Raw genomic sequence first — 15,807 nt, 5'->3', positions numbered from 1 at the left:
TACCTCCATAGACTGCATCCCCGACCCCATGCAGTGGAGACCCTAACTTATGCCAGTCGCCCCCAATTCGCTTCTTCAGGCTGCTGCTGCGGCCAAGCCTCAAGCGCCGGCCGCCACGCCTGCGGTAGCGCCTGCGGCCCCGCGGGACAAGGGCGCTGGCTTCGCTCAAGTGTTTGCCAAGCAAGCTGCCAAGCCGCAGGCCAAGAGCGACGACGCGCCAGCCAAACCCGTGCGCGACAAGGCTTCTGATCCCAGCGCCAAACCGGCCGCCGGCGACGATAAACCTGCCGCCAGCGCGCCAGCGGTTGCCGATAGCGGCAATCCCTTGCCTGCCAAGCCGGCCAAGAGCGACGACCACGCTGACAGTGAAGGCGAGCCACCTGCCGACCCGTCCCTGGCGCAGCAACCGGTGGCCGACCCGGCGCTGGTCGCCGCCGTGACGCCCGTGGCGGCCCCTGTGTCCGTACAAGCGCCTGCCGTTACGGCCGAAGATGACCAGGCCCAGCCGCTCATTGCTGTGACCGAGGAGCCCAAGCAGCCGGCCTTCGACCCTGAGGCCGACCCGCTGGATTCGATGCCGGCCGTGCGCCTGGCGATGGAGCAGGGCGGTCACGTCTCGGCCAGCAGCCAGGCGCTGCAGAAAGCCGCGCCCACCCCCCAGGACCAGCCGACCGCCGCGCAGAGCTTTGCCGCCGGCCTGGCCAACATGGTCGACCAGCAAGCCACCAAGGACAGCACCGACCAGGGGGGCGACAAGGCCTTCGGCGCGCTGATCGATGACGGCCTCAAGGACCTCAAGAACGCCAGCAGCGACACCCGTGTGGACGACTTCGCCAACCGCCTCGCCGCGCTGACCCAGGCCGCCACGCCCAAAACCGCCAACGCCTTGCCGCCGGTTGCCAACGCGCCGCTTGCCATGCATCAGAGCGGCTGGACCGAAGAGGTGGTCAACCGAGTGATGTACCTGTCCAGCGCCAACCTCAAGTCGGCCGAGATCCAGTTGCAGCCCGCTGAACTGGGGCGCCTGGATATCAAGGTCAATATGACGGCGGACCAGCAAGCCCAAGTCAACTTCATGAGCGGCCATGCGGTGGTGCGTGAAGCCCTGGAAAGCCAGTCTGGCCGTTTGCGCGAGATGTTTGCCCAGCAGGGCATGGGGCAGGTGGATGTGAACGTGTCCGACCAGTCGCGGGGCCAGGAGCAGCAGCAACAGCAGGGCCAGGCGCGGGGCGTCAGTGGCAGCGGCAGGCGTGCTGATAGCGGCGACGCCGGTGGCCCTGTGGACGTGGCCGAAGTGGCAGCGGCCGTGAGCCAGAGCGTGATCGGCTCCAGCGCCGTCGACTACTACGCCTGACTTGAGGCCTGTACAGGTCTGAATGTGGGAGCGGGCTTGCTCGCGAATGCAGAGTGTCAGTCAGTATATGTGTGACTGATACACCGCATTCGCGAGCAAGCCCGCTCCCACATTTGTTTTTTGGTGTTCGCTCTTCCCTCATTACCAGCCAACTCTGGCATAACACTTGCTCTTGCCTTGCCATAGATCTACGAATCCCCGAATAGTGACGGATTATTGGCATGGCGAAGAGCGACGACGCAGCAACTCCCCCCGCAGGCAAAGGCAAGCTTAAGCTGATCCTGATGATTGTGCTGGGCCTGCTTCTGGCCATCGGTGCGTCGGTGGGCGGCACCTGGTACATCATGCACAGCAGTGCGAGCAAACCGGCGCCCGCCGCCGAAGCCGCCACGAACGTCAAGCAACCGGCAATCTTCGAGCAGATGCTTCCGGCCTTTGTCGCCAACTACAACCAGAATGGTCGTCAACGCTACCTGCAGGTGAGCATCACCTTGCTGGCGCGCAACCAGGCGGACCTGGATGCCCTCAAGGTGCATATGCCGGTGATCCGCAACAACCTGGTGATGCTGTTCTCCGGGCAGAGCTTCGACAGCCTTGCCACGCCAGTCGGCCAGGAAATGCTGCGCCAGAAGGTCACTGCCAGCGTGCAGGAAGTGGCCCAGAAAGAACTCGGCAAAGTTGTGGTCGAGCAGGCGCTCTTCACTAACTTCGTATTGCAGTAGGATCACGACATGGCCGTGCAAGACCTGCTGTCCCAGGATGAAATCGATGCGCTGTTGCATGGCGTGGACGATGGTCTGGTACAGACCGAAATGGCTGCCGAACCCGGCAGCGTCAAAAGTTATGACCTGACCAGCCAGGATCGCATCGTGCGGGGACGCATGCCGACCCTGGAGATGATCAACGAACGCTTTGCCCGCTACACCCGCATCAGCATGTTCAACATGCTGCGCCGCTCGGCGGACGTGGCTGTGGGCGGTGTGCAGGTGATGAAGTTCGGTGAATACGTACACTCGCTTTACGTGCCCACCAGCCTCAACCTGGTCAAGATCAAGCCGTTGCGCGGCACTGCGCTGTTCATCCTCGACGCCAAGCTGGTGTTCAAGCTGGTGGACAACTTCTTCGGCGGCGACGGCCGTCACGCCAAGATCGAAGGGCGTGAATTCACCCCCACCGAACTGCGCGTGGTACGCATGGTGCTGGAGCAGGCCTTCATCGACTTGAAGGAAGCCTGGCAGGCGATCATGGAAGTCAACTTCGAGTACATCAACTCGGAAGTGAACCCGGCCATGGCCAACATCGTCGGGCCGAGCGAGGCCATTGTGGTGTCGACCTTCCACATCGAACTCGATGGCGGTGGCGGCGACCTGCACGTGACCATGCCGTACTCGATGATCGAGCCGGTGCGCGAAATGCTCGACGCCGGCTTCCAGTCCGACCTCGACGACCAGGACGAACGCTGGGTCAAGGCCCTGCGCGAAGACCTGCTGGACGTCGACGTGCCGTTGAGCGCCACCGTGGCCCGCCGTCAGTTGCGCCTGCGCGATATTTTGCACATGGCGCCTGGGGACATCATCCCCGTCGACTTGCCGGAAGAGTTGATCATGCGCGCCAACGGCGTGCCGTCATTCAAGGTCAAGCTCGGTTCCCACAAGGGCAACCTGGCGCTGCAAGTGGTTGAGCCGATCAACCGCCGCTGATTCAACCCCAATTCATGATTGTTTGCTGCGCCGAGGACATGTAATGGCTACCGAACACGAAAACACTTCCGCCGAAGACCAGGCCCTGGCTGACGAGTGGGCTGCGGCCCTGGAAGAAACCGGCGATGTTGGCCAGGACGACATCGACGCGCTGCTGGCCGCCGACGCCGCTACCGCGCCGGCCGGCAACCGCCTGGCCATGGAAGAATTCGGCAGCGTGCCGAAGAACAACGACCCGGTGAGCCTCGACGGCCCGAACCTGGATGTGATCCTCGACATCCCGGTGTCGATTTCCATGGAAGTGGGCAGCACCGAAATCAACATCCGCAACCTGTTGCAGCTCAACCAGGGCTCGGTGATCGAGCTGGACCGCCTGGCCGGCGAGCCGTTGGACGTGCTGGTCAACGGCACCCTGATTGCCCATGGCGAGGTGGTGGTGGTCAACGAGAAGTTCGGCATCCGCCTGACCGACGTGATCAGCCCGAGCGAACGCATCAAGAAGTTGCGCTGAGATGAAGTACTCGATGGCGGGACTGTTGCTGGCGCTGCCATTGAGCGCCCTGGCGGCGGAGCCGGTGGCGCAGGTGGCTGCGGCGCCAGCGGTCGGCAGTGTCAGTGGGCAGTTGACGCAACTGGTGCTGGGCCTGTTGCTGGTGATTGGCCTGATCTTCGTGCTGGCCTGGTTGATGCGCCGCGTGCAGCGCATCGGCCCGGGCAACGGCCAAGTGATCGAGCTGGTGGGCTCGCGCGCCCTCGGCCCGCGTGATCGGCTGGTGCTGGTGCAGGTGGGCGAGGAGCAGATCCTGCTCGGCATCACCCCCGGCCGCATCACCCCGCTGCATGTACTCAAGACCCCGGTGGACGCGGTCAAGACCGAAGCCGCCACGCCAGAATTCGCCCAGCGCCTGATGGAGTTGCTGGGCAAGGATCAGAAGGATAAGAAGTAATGCGCGTTTTGTTGACGCTCATGCTGTTGCTGGCCGCACCGATGGCCCTGGGCGCCGACCCGTTGTCGATCCCGGCGATCACCCTGGGCACCAACGCGGCGGGCGCGCAGGAATATTCGGTCAGCCTGCAGATCCTGCTGATCATGACGGCGCTGAGTTTTATCCCGGCGTTTGTCATGCTGATGACCAGCTTTACGCGGATCATCATCGTCTTCTCGATCCTGCGCCAGGCCCTGGGCCTGCAGCAGACGCCATCGAACCAGATCCTCACCGGCATGGCGCTGTTTTTGACGCTGTTCATCATGGCGCCGGTGTTCGACAAGGTGAACCAGCAAGCCCTGCAACCTTATCTGGCGGAAAAGCTCACAGCCCAGGATGCCATCGACAAGGCTCAGGGCCCGATCAAGGACTTCATGCTGTCGCAAACCCGCTCCAGCGACCTTGAGCTGTTCATGCGCCTGTCCAAGCGCACCGACATCGCCACCCCGGACCAGGCGCCGCTGACTATTCTGGTGCCGGCGTTCGTCACCTCCGAACTGAAGACCGCGTTCCAGATCGGCTTCATGATCTTCATCCCGTTCCTGATCATCGACCTGGTGGTGGCGAGCGTGTTGATGGCCATGGGTATGATGATGCTGTCACCGTTGATCATCTCGCTGCCGTTCAAGATCATGCTGTTTGTGCTGGTGGACGGCTGGGCGCTGATTATTGGCACCCTGGCCGGCAGTTTCGGAGGGGTATAGCGCTATGACGCCAGAAGTCGCCGTTGACCTGTTCCGTGAAGCGCTGTGGCTGACCACCCTGATGGTCGCCGTGCTGGTGGTGCCCAGTCTGTTGGTGGGCCTGCTGGTGGCGATGTTCCAGGCGGCCACCCAGATCAACGAACAAACCCTGAGCTTTCTGCCGCGCCTGCTGGTGATGCTGGTGACACTGATCGTCGCCGGCCCGTGGCTGGTGCAAACCTTCATGGAATACATCCTGCAGTTGTACGGCAGTATTCCGCAGTTGATCGGCTGAGCCGATGCAATCCTTGCTGGCCTTGACCGACACCCAGATCAGTACCTGGGTGGCCTCGTTCATCCTGCCGCTGTTTCGCGTCACGGCGATGTTGATGGCCATGCCGGTGTTCGGCACCACGTTGGTACCGCGTCGTGTGCGCCTGTATTTCGCGGTGGCGATCACCGTGGTGATCGTGCCGGGCCTGCCGCCGATGCCGCCGGTGAACGCACTGGACCTTAGCGCCTTGTTGCTGATTGCCGAACAGATTCTGATCGGCGCCATGCTGGGGTTTTCCCTGACCCTGTTTTTCCAGGCCTTTGTGGTGGCCGGGCAAATTATTTCGATCCAGATGGGCATGGGCTTCGCGTCCATGGTCGACCCCACCAACGGCGTGTCGGCGGCGGTGATCGGGCAGTTTCTGACCATGCTGGTGACCTTGCTATTCCTGGCCATGAACGGTCACCTGGTGGCGTTCGAGGTGCTGACCGAGAGTTTCACCACCTTGCCGGTGGGCGCAGGCTTGGTGGTCAACCACTTCTGGGAACTGGTGGGGCGCCTCGGTTGGGTGCTGGGCGCGGCGCTGTTGCTGGTGTTGCCGGCGATCACGGCGCTGCTGGTGGTCAATATCGCGTTCGGCGTGATGACCCGCGCGGCGCCGCAACTGAACATCTTCTCGATTGGTTTCCCGCTGACCCTGGTGTTGGGTATGGGGATTTTCTGGGTCGGCCTGGCTGACATTCTCAATCAGTATCAACCGCTGGCCACCGACGCCTTGCAGTTCTTACGTGACCTGGCACGGGCGCGCTGAGCCATGGCCGAGAGCGAGAGTGGTCAGGACAAAACAGAAGACCCCACGGAGAAACGTAAAAAGGACTCCAGGGAAAAGGGCGAGATCGCACGCTCCAAAGAGCTCAACACTTTCGCCACCATGATCGCCGGTGCCGGGGCCTTGTTGATCTACGGGGGAGGCCTGGCGCTGGACCTGCTGGAGATGATGAAGCACAACTTCAGCTTGCCCCGCGAAGTGCTGCTCAACCCCGACGCCATGGCCCAGTACCTGCTGCACTCAGGCAAAATCGCCCTGTTGGCGGTGCAGCCGATCTTGATCACTTTGCTGCTGGTCGCGCTGATCGGCCCGGTCGCCCTCGGCGGCTGGTTGTTTGCCGCGGGCAGCATGGCGCCCAAGTTCAGCCGCATGAACCCGGGGGCGGGGCTCAAGCGCATGTTCTCTGCCAAGGCCCTGATTGAATTGCTCAAGGCCCTGGCCAAGTTTTTCCTGATTCTGTTCGTGGCGTTGGCGGTGTTGTCATCCGACATCGACGACTTGCTGCGCATTGCCCATGAACCGCTGGAATCGGCGATCATCCACAGCGTGCAGGTGGTGGGCTGGAGCGCACTGTGGATGGCCCTCGGGCTGATCCTGATCGCCGCCGTGGATGCGCCGATCCAACTGTGGGAAAGCCACAAGAAACTGCTGATGACCAAGCAGGAAGTGCGCGACGAGCACAAGGACCAGGAAGGCCGCCCCGAGGTCAAGCAACGCATCCGCCAACTGCAGCGGGAAATGTCCCAGCGCAAGATGATGGCCTCGGTGCCCGACGCCGATGTGATCATCACCAACCCGACTCACTACGCCGTAGCGCTTAAGTACGACCCGGAGAAGGGCGGCGCACCGACGCTGCTGGCCAAGGGCAGTGATTTTACCGCGTTGAAAATCCGCGAAATCGCGGTGGCCAACGACATTCTGCTGCTGGAATCGCCGGCGCTGGCGCGGTCGATCTTTTACTCCACGGACCTCGACCAGGAAATCCCGGCGGGCCTGTATCTGGCGGTGGCGCAGGTATTGGCCTACGTCTACCAGATCCGCCAATACCGCGCCGGCAAGGGCAAGCGGCCGGATCCGCTCAAGGACCTGCCGATTCCGCCGGATTTGCGTCGCGACACCTGATTTCTTTTCGACCTGTCAACTTTGACAGTAGCCATTACGCCGCCTTCACTGTTTGATACAGCGATGAGACGCGCAGCCATGTGCGGCTCGGGAGGCGGTGATGGACAGGGGCACGGTCAGGTGGTTCGATGCGGTCAAGGGCATTGGTTTTATTGCCCGGGATCGCGATGGCAATCAGGTGTCCGCTCAGTCGACGGGCACTGAATGCAGTGAAGCCCATGCACCGCCAACCCCCCTCAAGCTCCGCAAAAAACGCCAGCGAAAAATGTCGCCGGATACCTGATCCGGGTTCGCTTCGCAGCTAATCCCCTACCACCCGTCGACCACTCGCATCTACCTGTCAACTTTGACAGTAGCCAGCCGCTGCTTCTCACGGTTTCATTACGTCATGCACTGCGCGCATGTAGTAAACGAGATGCAGGGAGGGCGATATGGAAGCTAAGGGGACTGTCATAGCTTATGACTGGATTAGAAAGGAGTGGTTGATTGTGCGGGATGACGGCGAGGAAGTGTTTATCGATGTGGAAGATTGGCACCAGCCTGAGTTTTCGGTGGGTGAGCGCATGAGGTTTCAGATGATTCAGCGACCCTTGGGCGTGTATGCATTGCCCGTCAATGCGGTCAACGCCAATTGATCGGGTCCTTGGCGAAGTGTAGGGAGAGCGGCGATGGCAACTGGCACTGTGAAGTGGTTTAGCGCGGACAAGGGGTTTGGTTTTATTGCGCCAGATGATGGCGGGGCGGATGTTTTTGCCCATTACTCGGCAATTGCGTCGAGTGGGGAAAGAATCCTGGAAGAGAACGAAAAAGTGGAATATGAAGTCACGCAAGGCCCAAAAGGCCCGCAGGCCGAGAATATACGGCCTCTTTAAGACGCTCATCCGGTCATTTCCACGCGAAAATGTGGGAGGGCTTACTCCCACATTGGACCGTGGTATCAGTTGCTTTGATCGTTCCCACGCTCCCGCGTGGGAACGCATCCGTGGCGCTCTGCGTCACCCTTGCAGAGTGCTCAAGTCGTGCGCCTGGCTCGGGACGCGGAGCGTCCCAGGCGGCATTCCCACGCAGAGCGTGGGAATGATCCAGGGAACCGCGTTATTGTTCTAGCCTCAGGTATCAAGCCTCTTGATCGTTCCCACGCTCCCGCGTGGGGAACCCATCGCGTGACGCTCTGCGTCACCCTTGCAGAGTGCTCAAGTCGTGCGCCTGACACACCGCATCGCAGGCAAGCCAGCTCCCACACTTGAATCGGTTACCACCCGAAAATCGCCCCAAAAGCAAAGTTGGAAGGCTTCTTGCAACCCCGCCTCCAAGTCGCCCTCCAGCGTCAAAACTTTGCTTCAAGGACCCGAGGAATACCGGTGGTAGATCGCTCTCAAATGCTCAACACGGCCCGTGGCACCCTGACTGACCTGTCGCGGGGCAATCTGGGTGTGCCGTTGTTGTTGCTGGTGATGCTGGCAATGATGATGTTGCCGATGCCGCCGTTTCTGCTCGATGTGTTCTTCACTTTCAACATTGCCCTGTCTGTCGTGGTCTTGCTGGTGTGCGTGTACGCCTTGCGGCCGCTGGATTTCGCGGTGTTCCCGACGATTCTGCTGGTGGCGACCTTGCTACGTCTGGCATTGAACGTCGCTTCCACGCGGGTGGTGATGCTCCACGGCCAGGACGGCCATGCCGCTGCCGGTAAGGTGATCCAGGCGTTCGGCGAGGTGGTGATCGGCGGTAACTACGTGGTCGGTATCGTGGTGTTCGCGATCCTGATGATCATCAACTTCGTGGTGGTGACCAAGGGCGCCGGGCGGATTTCCGAGGTGAGCGCGCGGTTTACCCTCGACGCCATGCCCGGCAAGCAGATGGCCATCGACGCCGACCTCAACGCCGGCCTGATCGACCAGAACCAGGCCAAGTCGCGCCGGGCCGAAGTTGCTCAGGAAGCCGAGTTCTACGGCTCCATGGACGGCGCCAGCAAATTTGTGCGTGGCGACGCCATCGCTGGCCTGTTGATTCTGTTTATCAACCTGATCGGCGGCATGGCGGTCGGTATCTTCCAGCACGGCATGACCTTCGGCGATGCCGGCAAGGTGTACGCCTTGCTGACCATCGGTGACGGTTTAGTGGCGCAATTGCCATCACTGTTGTTATCCACAGCGGCGGCCATCATGGTTACCCGTGCTTCGGGCTCCGAAGACATGGGCAAGCAGATCAGCCGGCAGATGTTCGCTTCGCCCAAGGCCCTGGCCGTGGCGGCGGGCATTATGGCGATCATGGGTATCGTGCCGGGCATGCCGCACTTCTCGTTCCTGAGCATGGCGGCCCTGGCGGGTGGCGCGGCGTACCTGTTCTGGAAGAAGCAGAACCAGGTCAAGGTCCAGGCCGAGCAGGAAATCGCCCGTCAACAGGATCTGCTGCCATCCCCGGCCCGTGCCCAGGAAACCAAGGAACTGGGCTGGGACGACGTCACGCCCATCGACATGATCGGCCTGGAAGTCGGCTACCGCCTGATCCCGCTGGTCGACCGCAACCAGGGTGGGCAACTGCTGGCGCGAATCAAGGGCGTGCGCAAGAAGCTGTCCCAGGACTTGGGCTTCCTGATGCCCACCGTGCATATCCGTGACAACCTCGACCTGGCCCCCAGCGCCTATCGCCTGACCCTGATGGGGGTGATCCTGGCCGAAGCCGAGATCTACCCGGACCGCGAACTGGCGATCAACCCAGGCCAAGTGTTCGGTACGCTCAACGGCATCACCGCCAAAGATCCGGCTTTCGGCCTGGAAGCGGTGTGGATCGAAGTCAGCCAGCGCAGCCAGGCGCAGTCCCTCGGTTACACCGTGGTGGATGCCAGCACCGTGGTCGCCACGCACCTCAACCAGATTCTCTACAAGCACTCCCACGAGCTGATCGGCCACGAGGAAGTCCAGCAATTGATGGGCTTGCTGGCCAAATCGTCGCCAAAACTGGCCGAAGAGCTGGTGCCTGGCGTGCTGTCGTTGTCGCAGTTGCTCAAGGTGTTGCAAGCGCTGTTGGCCGAACAGGTGCCTGTGCGCGACATTCGCAGCATTGCCGAGGCCATCGCCAACAATGCCGCCAAGAGTCAAGATACTGCCGCTCTGGTGGCGGCGGTGCGTGTCGGCGTGTCCCGCGCAATCGTGCAAAGCATTGTAGGGACTGAGTCCGAGCTGCCTGTGATCACCTTGGAGCCCAGGTTGGAACAAATATTGCTCAATAGTATTCAGAAGGCAGGGCAAGGCCAGGAAGAGGGCGTTTTACTGGAGCCAAGCATGGCTGAAAAGCTGCAGCGTTCGTTGATCGACGCCGCACAGCGCCAGGAAATGCAGGGCAACCCGGTGATCCTGCTGGTGGCCGGCCCGGTTCGCGCGATGTTGTCGCGGTTTGGACGCCTGGCTGTACCGAATTTGCACGTGTTGGCTTACCAGGAAATTCCTGACAATAAGCAAGTGACTATCGTCGCGACAGTTGGGCCCAATGGCTGAGGTAGTGGGTTATGCAAGTTAAGCGTTTTTTCGCCGCCGATATGCGTCAGGCCATGAAGTTGGTCCGCGATGAGCTGGGCGCCGATGCCGCGATTATCGGTAACCGTCGGATTGCCGGCGGTGTCGAGCTGACGGCTGCCCTGGATTACACGCCCCAGGCGCTGGCCCCGCGCGTGCCGAACATGGAACTCGAAGACGAGCTGCGCAAGACCGCCTCGCGCATTGTGTCGGCCCAGGCGGAACTGAGCATGCGCGGTGACAGCGATGCCAGCACCAATCGCCAATTATTCGCCGGCCTGCCGCTGACCGCCGCCGAGCCGCTGGTTGAGCCCACCTTTGTCGAACCGCCGCGTCCTGCAGCGCCTGCCCCGGCCGCCGCAGTTGACCAGCGTGTGATCGACTCGATGCGCTTTGAACTCAATGGCCTGCGCGAATTGCTCGAAGTGCAGCTGGGCTCGTTGGCCTGGACTCAGTTGCAAGGCAGCAAGCCGCAGCAAGCCAACCTGTGGCGTCGCTTGCAGCGCATCGGCCTGTCCGGCCCGTTGTCCCGCGACCTGCTGGCCTTGACCGCCGAAGTCGAAGAACCTCGTCAGGCCTGGCGCATGTTGCTGGCGCATCTGGCGCGCATGATCGCCACGCCGGAAATCGAACCCCTGGAAGAGGGCGGTGTGATCGCCATGGTCGGCCCCGCCGGCATGGGCAAGACCACCACCCTGGCCAAGCTGGCCGCCCGTTATGTGCTTAAGTACGGCGCACAGAATATCGCGTTGGTGAGCATGGACAGCTACCGCATCGGCGCCCAGGAGCAGCTCAAGACCCTGGGCCGCATTCTCAACGTGCCGGTGACCCATGTCGACCCGGGCCAGTCCCTGGCCAATGCCCTCGAGCCGTTGCTGCGCAAGCGCGTGGTGCTGATCGATACCGCCGGCCTGCAAGCCAGTGATCCAGCGCTGCGCATGCAGCTCGAAAGCCTGGCCGGGCGTGGCATCAAGTCGAAAAATTACCTGGTGCTTGCAACCACCAGCCAGAAACAGGTTCTTACCGCTGCCTATCACAGCTACAAGCGTTGCGGCCTGGCCGGCTGCATCCTCACCAAACTCGACGAAACCGCGAGCCTGGGCGAGGTATTGAGCCTGGCCATCAGCCATGAATTACCGGTTGCCTACCTCACCGACGGGCCGCGGATCCCGGATGATCTGCATCTGCCGCGCCGTCATCAGTTGGTCAGCCGTGCCGTGAGTGTGCAAATGCAAGACGAGCCTAGCGAGGAAGCGATGGCCGATATGTTCGCCGACCTTTACCACCACCCGGCTAAACGGGTGGGTTGAGGCAGGATGAACACCGTGAAATGTACCTACATCGATGGTCTGCAAGCGATTCACGCGGCCAAGCCATGTAGCCTGCGTCTAAGCAAGACAAGGTAAAGAAATAAAATGGGCAGCATGCATCCCGTACAGGTGATCGCGGTGACCGGCGGCAAAGGTGGCGTCGGGAAAACTAACGTGTCAGTGAATTTGTCCCTGGCCCTGGCAGAGCTTGGCCGTCGCGTCATGCTGCTGGATGCTGACCTGGGCTTGGCGAACGTGGACGTTCTCCTGGGGCTGACACCCAAACATACCCTGGCCGATGTGATCGAGGGCCGCTGCGAGCTGCGCGATGTGCTGCTCCAGGGCCCTGGTGGCATTCGCATCGTGCCGGCGGCCTCGGGCACCCAGAGCATGGTGCACCTGAGCCCCGCGCAGCATGCCGGGCTGATCCAGGCGTTCAGCGACATCGGCGACAACCTCGACGTGCTGGTGATCGACACCGCCGCCGGGATCGGCGAGTCGGTGGTCAGCTTTGTGCGCGCAGCGCAGGAAGTGCTGTTGGTGGTGTGCGACGAGCCCACCTCGATCACCGATGCCTACGCGCTGATCAAACTGCTTAACCGTGACTACGGCATGAATCGCTTCCGCGTGCTGGCCAACATGGCCCAGAGCCCGCAGGAAGGGCGCAACCTGTTCGCCAAGTTGACCAAGGTCACGGACCGCTTCCTCGATGTGGCTTTACAATACGTCGGCGCAGTTCCCTATGACGAGTGTGTGCGCAAGGCCGTGCAAAAGCAGCGTGCGGTCTACGAAGCGTTCCCTCGTTCGAAATGCGCACTGGCGTTCAAGGCCATTGCCCAGAAGGTCGATACCTGGCCGTTGCCCGCCAACCCGCGGGGGCATCTGGAGTTTTTCGTCGAGCGTTTGGTGCATCAGACGAGCGCAGGACCGGTGCTATGACATCCAGCGGCTACAACCTTTACAAAAAGTCGGCACGTGACAGCCAGGGCGAATTGATCGAGCGCTATGCGCCGTTGGTCAAGCGCATTGCCTATCACCTGTTGGCGCGCCTGCCCGCGAGTGTGCAGGTTGAAGACTTGATCCAGGCCGGCATGATCGGCCTGCTTGAAGTCTCGACCAAATACGACGCCAGCAAGGGTGCCAGTTTCGAAACGTATGCGGGTATCCGTATCCGTGGCGCGATGCTCGACGAGGTGCGTAAAGGCGATTGGGCGCCGCGTTCGGTACACCGCAATACGCGCATGGTCAGTGATGCAATTCGAGCAATTGAAGCAAAAACCGGTCGTGACGCTAAAGATCATGAAGTTGCGGCCGAACTCCAATTGAGTCTCGACGATTATTACGGGATTTTGAACGATACCTTGGGCAGCCGCCTGTTCAGTTTTGACGACCTTTTACAGGACGGCGAACACGAAGGGCTGCACGAGGACGGCGCGAGCGCGCATACGGAGCCGTCACGCGACCTGGAAGATGAACGTTTCCAGGGCGCGTTGGCCGATGCAATCGCCAACTTGCCGGAGCGTGAGCGGCTGGTGCTGGCGCTGTACTACGACGAAGAGCTGAACCTCAAGGAAATCGGTGAGGTCCTGGGGGTCAGCGAATCGCGTGTCAGCCAGTTGCATAGCCAGTGCGCAGCCCGCTTGCGGGGGCGATTGGCCGAGTGGCGCGCGCGCTGACAGGCAGTGTGGGGGCACTGCAGACGCTGCCGTGAGATCGCAAGGTTTCGCGGCTACGTGCCGTGGTGCCCTGGGCAGTCCTTTTTGTGTAACGCCTGTTGATTGAAATGGCGCGTCCAGGTGCTGGGCGCGTTTAAGACTGCTTGGAGGTCGAATTGGACAAGAACATGAAAATCCTCATCGTTGATGACTTCTCAACGATGCGGCGGATCATTAAAAACCTGTTGCGTGACCTTGGGTTCACCAACACGGTCGAGGCGGATGATGGCCTGACGGCCATTCCGATCCTCAACAGCGGGAGCATCGACTTTCTGGTAACCGACTGGAACATGCCGGGCATGACCGGTATCGACCTGCTGCGCCATGTGCGCGCCGATGAAAAACTGCGCAGCTTGCCTGTGCTGATGGTGACCGCCGAAGCCAAGCGCGAACAGATCATCGAAGCCGCCCAAGCCGGGGTCAACGGTTATGTGGTCAAACCATTCACGGCACTGGCCTTGAAAGAGAAGATCGAGAAAATCTTCGAACGCATCCACGGCTAATGCCATCGCGGGGGAGCTATGGAGCATAACGAAACGTCACAGGGCGACTTTGAGTCGACCCTGAAAAAACATGCTCACCAGTTGGTCGACAGCCTGGAAAAAGGCCAGTTCGCCGATGCGGTGCAGTTGATCCATGAGCTTAACCAGACCCGTGACCGCGGCCTGTACCAGGAAGTGGGCAAGCTCACACGCGAGCTGCACAGCGCAATCGTCAATTTCCAGATTGACCCGCGCATGCCCCAGGCCGAAGAAATTTCCCAGATCACTGATGCCACCGAGCGCCTGTCCTATGTGGTCAGGCTGACTGAGGCGGCGGCCAACCGCACCATGGACCTGGTGGAAAACGCCACGCCCCTGGTCAACGGCATGGCCACCGAAGCCCAGGCCTTGAGCCAGGACTGGGGCCGCTTCATGCGCCGCGAAGTGGGCGCTGAAGAGTTTCGTGAACTGGCGCGTCGCGTCGACGGGTTCCTGTCGCGCAGCGAACAGGAAAACCGCACGGTGGCCAGCAACCTCAACGACATCCTGCTGGCCCAGGATTACCAGGACCTCACCGGCCAGGTGATCAAGCGCGTGACCCAGTTGGTTACCGAAGTGGAAAGCAACTTGCTCAAATTGGTGCTGATGGCCGGCCAGGTCGATCGTTTTGCCGGCATCGAACATGACCGTGAAGCGATCCTCTCGGAAAAAGATCCACAAAAACATCTCGCCAAGGGTGAAGGTCCGCAGATTCATGCCGATAAACGTGAAGACGTTGTGTCAGGTCAGGATGACGTAGATGACCTGTTATCCAGTTTAGGCTTCTAAGGAGCACCCACATGAGCTTCGGCGCCGATGAAGAAATCCTTCAGGATTTCCTTGTAGAGGCCGGCGAAATTCTAGAGCAACTGTCCGAACAACTGGTCGAGCTGGAAAGCCGACCGGATGATGCGAACCTGCTCAATGCAATTTTTCGCGGTTTTCACACTGTAAAAGGGGGCGCCGGCTTCCTCCAGCTCCATGAGCTGGTGGAGTGCTGTCACATCGCCGAGAACGTTTTCGACATCCTGCGCAAGGGTGAGCGTCACGTCGACTCGGAACTGATGGACGTGATTCTCGAAGCACTGGATGCGGTCAACGGCATGTTCAGCCAAGTGCGTGAACGTGCACCGATCACTGCCGCCACGCCGGAACTGCTGGCCGCCCTGGCGCGCCTGGCCGAACCTGCCGATACCGCGGCTGCGCCGGTGGTCGAGGCCGCACCGGAGCCGGTGGCGCAAGCCGAGCCGGACGTGACCGACAGCGAGTTCGAACAACTGCTCAACTCCCTCAGCGCGGTCAAGGCCGAAGCTGAAGTGCCGGTGCAGCCTGCCGCGACGCCGAGCAGTGAAGACATTACGGACGCCGAGTTCGAGTCGTTGCTCGACCAGTTGCACGGCAAAGGCCAGTTCGCGGCGGATGCCGTGGCACCTCCTGCGGCGACGCCAGAAGCACCCGCTGCCAACACCAGCACTGACATTACCGACGACGAATTCGAGGCACTGCTCGACCAACTGCATGGCAAAGGCACCTTTGTGGCCGAAGCCCTGCCCGAGGTTGCAGCGACTGCCGCCGCCGCTGCGCCAGCGGCCAGTACCGCACCGGCCGGTGACGGGTTGATCTCGGATCACGAATTCGAAGCCTTGCTCGACGAGCTGCACGGCAAAGGCAAGTTCAGCGAAGTTGCCCCGGCCGCGGCCGCGCAGGTTGCAGCACCAGCCACTGCGGCACCGGTTGCTGCCAAACCTGCGCCGGCAGCCAAGCCAGCACCTGCCGCCGCCCCGGCCCCGGCCCCTGCGCG

Annotated in this window: 18 protein-coding genes; all 18 read left to right on the top strand. The window is 61.3% G+C overall.

Features of this window, described 5'->3' with window-relative positions:
* The first annotated feature begins 49 nt into the window (after window positions 1–49).
* Window positions 50–1,354 (top strand): flagellar hook-length control protein FliK, encoded by a 1,305-nt coding sequence (locus tag BMH52_RS05775; RefSeq protein WP_073843144.1) that lies wholly within the window; start codon window positions 50–52, stop codon window positions 1,352–1,354.
* Between the two features lie 221 nt (window positions 1,355–1,575).
* Complete coding sequence (gene fliL, locus BMH52_RS05770; RefSeq protein ID WP_014719345.1) at window positions 1,576–2,076, top strand: flagellar basal body-associated protein FliL; 501 nt, start codon at window positions 1,576–1,578, stop codon at window positions 2,074–2,076.
* Window positions 2,077–2,085: 9 nt separating this feature from the next.
* Window positions 2,086–3,054, top strand: coding sequence for a flagellar motor switch protein FliM (fliM, locus tag BMH52_RS05765; RefSeq protein ID WP_014719344.1), 969 nt, complete (start codon window positions 2,086–2,088; stop codon window positions 3,052–3,054).
* A gap of 43 nt (window positions 3,055–3,097) precedes the next feature.
* Window positions 3,098–3,565, top strand: a complete 468-nt coding sequence (gene fliN / locus BMH52_RS05760; protein ID WP_003192941.1) for a flagellar motor switch protein FliN — start codon at window positions 3,098–3,100, stop codon at window positions 3,563–3,565.
* Between the two features lies 1 nt (window position 3,566).
* Window positions 3,567–4,001: a flagellar biosynthetic protein FliO gene (fliO, locus tag BMH52_RS05755; RefSeq protein ID WP_019818369.1), complete on the top strand. Its 435-nt coding sequence runs from the start codon at window positions 3,567–3,569 to the stop codon at window positions 3,999–4,001.
* Complete coding sequence (gene fliP / locus BMH52_RS05750) at window positions 4,001–4,744, top strand: flagellar type III secretion system pore protein FliP (RefSeq protein ID WP_003192937.1); 744 nt, start codon at window positions 4,001–4,003, stop codon at window positions 4,742–4,744. The genes fliO and fliP overlap by 1 nt, the downstream gene beginning before the upstream one ends.
* Before the next feature lie 4 nt (window positions 4,745–4,748).
* Window positions 4,749–5,018, top strand: coding sequence for a flagellar biosynthesis protein FliQ (fliQ, locus tag BMH52_RS05745; protein WP_003192936.1), 270 nt, complete (start codon window positions 4,749–4,751; stop codon window positions 5,016–5,018).
* Window positions 5,019–5,022: 4 nt separating this feature from the next.
* Window positions 5,023–5,808 carry a flagellar biosynthetic protein FliR gene (gene fliR / locus BMH52_RS05740; protein WP_005790062.1) on the top strand — a complete coding sequence of 262 codons (786 nt, stop codon included), beginning with the start codon at window positions 5,023–5,025 and terminating at the stop codon, window positions 5,806–5,808.
* Between the two features lie 3 nt (window positions 5,809–5,811).
* Window positions 5,812–6,948 (top strand): flagellar biosynthesis protein FlhB, encoded by a 1,137-nt coding sequence (flhB, locus tag BMH52_RS05735; RefSeq protein WP_073843142.1) that lies wholly within the window; start codon window positions 5,812–5,814, stop codon window positions 6,946–6,948.
* Window positions 6,949–7,379: 431 nt separating this feature from the next.
* Window positions 7,380–7,583 carry a hypothetical protein gene (locus BMH52_RS05725; RefSeq protein ID WP_072433703.1) on the top strand — a complete coding sequence of 68 codons (204 nt, stop codon included), beginning with the start codon at window positions 7,380–7,382 and terminating at the stop codon, window positions 7,581–7,583.
* A 33-nt stretch (window positions 7,584–7,616) separates the two neighbouring features.
* Window positions 7,617–7,820 (top strand): cold-shock protein, encoded by a 204-nt coding sequence (locus BMH52_RS05720; protein WP_072433704.1) that lies wholly within the window; start codon window positions 7,617–7,619, stop codon window positions 7,818–7,820.
* Window positions 7,821–8,327: 507 nt separating this feature from the next.
* Window positions 8,328–10,442: a flagellar biosynthesis protein FlhA gene (gene flhA, locus BMH52_RS05715; RefSeq protein ID WP_019818353.1), complete on the top strand. Its 2,115-nt coding sequence runs from the start codon at window positions 8,328–8,330 to the stop codon at window positions 10,440–10,442.
* An 11-nt stretch (window positions 10,443–10,453) separates the two neighbouring features.
* Window positions 10,454–11,770 (top strand): flagellar biosynthesis protein FlhF, encoded by a 1,317-nt coding sequence (flhF, locus tag BMH52_RS05710; RefSeq protein ID WP_019818351.1) that lies wholly within the window; start codon window positions 10,454–10,456, stop codon window positions 11,768–11,770.
* A 105-nt stretch (window positions 11,771–11,875) separates the two neighbouring features.
* A complete protein-coding gene (gene fleN / locus BMH52_RS05705) occupies window positions 11,876–12,709 on the top strand; it encodes a flagellar synthesis regulator FleN (protein ID WP_003192912.1) in 834 nt (277 codons plus the stop codon).
* A complete protein-coding gene (gene fliA, locus BMH52_RS05700; RefSeq protein ID WP_003192909.1) occupies window positions 12,706–13,446 on the top strand; it encodes an RNA polymerase sigma factor FliA in 741 nt (246 codons plus the stop codon). Before fleN ends, fliA begins: the two co-directional genes overlap by 4 nt.
* A 167-nt stretch (window positions 13,447–13,613) precedes the next feature.
* The gene (locus BMH52_RS05695; RefSeq protein WP_003192908.1) at window positions 13,614–13,988 is read left to right on the top strand and encodes a chemotaxis response regulator CheY; all 375 of its coding nucleotides are present in this window, start codon (window positions 13,614–13,616) and stop codon (window positions 13,986–13,988) included.
* 18 nt (window positions 13,989–14,006) lie between these two features.
* Window positions 14,007–14,795 carry a protein phosphatase CheZ gene (locus BMH52_RS05690; protein WP_003192906.1) on the top strand — a complete coding sequence of 263 codons (789 nt, stop codon included), beginning with the start codon at window positions 14,007–14,009 and terminating at the stop codon, window positions 14,793–14,795.
* Between the two features lie 11 nt (window positions 14,796–14,806).
* Window positions 14,807–15,807: Hpt domain-containing protein (locus BMH52_RS05685; RefSeq protein WP_177345074.1), on the top strand; the 1,001-nt coding region annotated here is incomplete at its 3' end.

The organism is Pseudomonas sp. BTN1, assembly GCF_001907715.1.
Taxonomy (GTDB): Bacteria; Pseudomonadota; Gammaproteobacteria; order Pseudomonadales; family Pseudomonadaceae; genus Aquipseudomonas; species Aquipseudomonas paracarnis.
Note: the sequence above shows the minus strand (reverse complement) of the source record. Positions and strands in the feature narration are given on the sequence as shown.

What these genes read in the sequence shown, in the direction of transcription:
- BMH52_RS05775 (WP_073843144.1), top strand. Translation starts at nt 50, where the DNA reads ATGCCAGTCGCCCCCAATTCGCTTCTTCAGGCTGCTGCTGCGGCCAAG.
- fliL (WP_014719345.1), top strand. Translation starts at nt 1,576, where the DNA reads ATGGCGAAGAGCGACGACGCAGCAACTCCCCCCGCAGGCAAAGGCAAG.
- fliM (WP_014719344.1), top strand. Translation starts at nt 2,086, where the DNA reads ATGGCCGTGCAAGACCTGCTGTCCCAGGATGAAATCGATGCGCTGTTG.
- fliN (WP_003192941.1), top strand. Translation starts at nt 3,098, where the DNA reads ATGGCTACCGAACACGAAAACACTTCCGCCGAAGACCAGGCCCTGGCT.
- fliO (WP_019818369.1), top strand. Translation starts at nt 3,567, where the DNA reads ATGAAGTACTCGATGGCGGGACTGTTGCTGGCGCTGCCATTGAGCGCC.
- fliP (WP_003192937.1), top strand. Translation starts at nt 4,001, where the DNA reads ATGCGCGTTTTGTTGACGCTCATGCTGTTGCTGGCCGCACCGATGGCC.
- fliQ (WP_003192936.1), top strand. Translation starts at nt 4,749, where the DNA reads ATGACGCCAGAAGTCGCCGTTGACCTGTTCCGTGAAGCGCTGTGGCTG.
- fliR (WP_005790062.1), top strand. Translation starts at nt 5,023, where the DNA reads ATGCAATCCTTGCTGGCCTTGACCGACACCCAGATCAGTACCTGGGTG.
- flhB (WP_073843142.1), top strand. Translation starts at nt 5,812, where the DNA reads ATGGCCGAGAGCGAGAGTGGTCAGGACAAAACAGAAGACCCCACGGAG.
- BMH52_RS05725 (WP_072433703.1), top strand. Translation starts at nt 7,380, where the DNA reads ATGGAAGCTAAGGGGACTGTCATAGCTTATGACTGGATTAGAAAGGAG.
- BMH52_RS05720 (WP_072433704.1), top strand. Translation starts at nt 7,617, where the DNA reads ATGGCAACTGGCACTGTGAAGTGGTTTAGCGCGGACAAGGGGTTTGGT.
- flhA (WP_019818353.1), top strand. Translation starts at nt 8,328, where the DNA reads ATGCTCAACACGGCCCGTGGCACCCTGACTGACCTGTCGCGGGGCAAT.
- flhF (WP_019818351.1), top strand. Translation starts at nt 10,454, where the DNA reads ATGCAAGTTAAGCGTTTTTTCGCCGCCGATATGCGTCAGGCCATGAAG.
- fleN (WP_003192912.1), top strand. Translation starts at nt 11,876, where the DNA reads ATGGGCAGCATGCATCCCGTACAGGTGATCGCGGTGACCGGCGGCAAA.
- fliA (WP_003192909.1), top strand. Translation starts at nt 12,706, where the DNA reads ATGACATCCAGCGGCTACAACCTTTACAAAAAGTCGGCACGTGACAGC.
- BMH52_RS05695 (WP_003192908.1), top strand. Translation starts at nt 13,614, where the DNA reads ATGAAAATCCTCATCGTTGATGACTTCTCAACGATGCGGCGGATCATT.
- BMH52_RS05690 (WP_003192906.1), top strand. Translation starts at nt 14,007, where the DNA reads ATGGAGCATAACGAAACGTCACAGGGCGACTTTGAGTCGACCCTGAAA.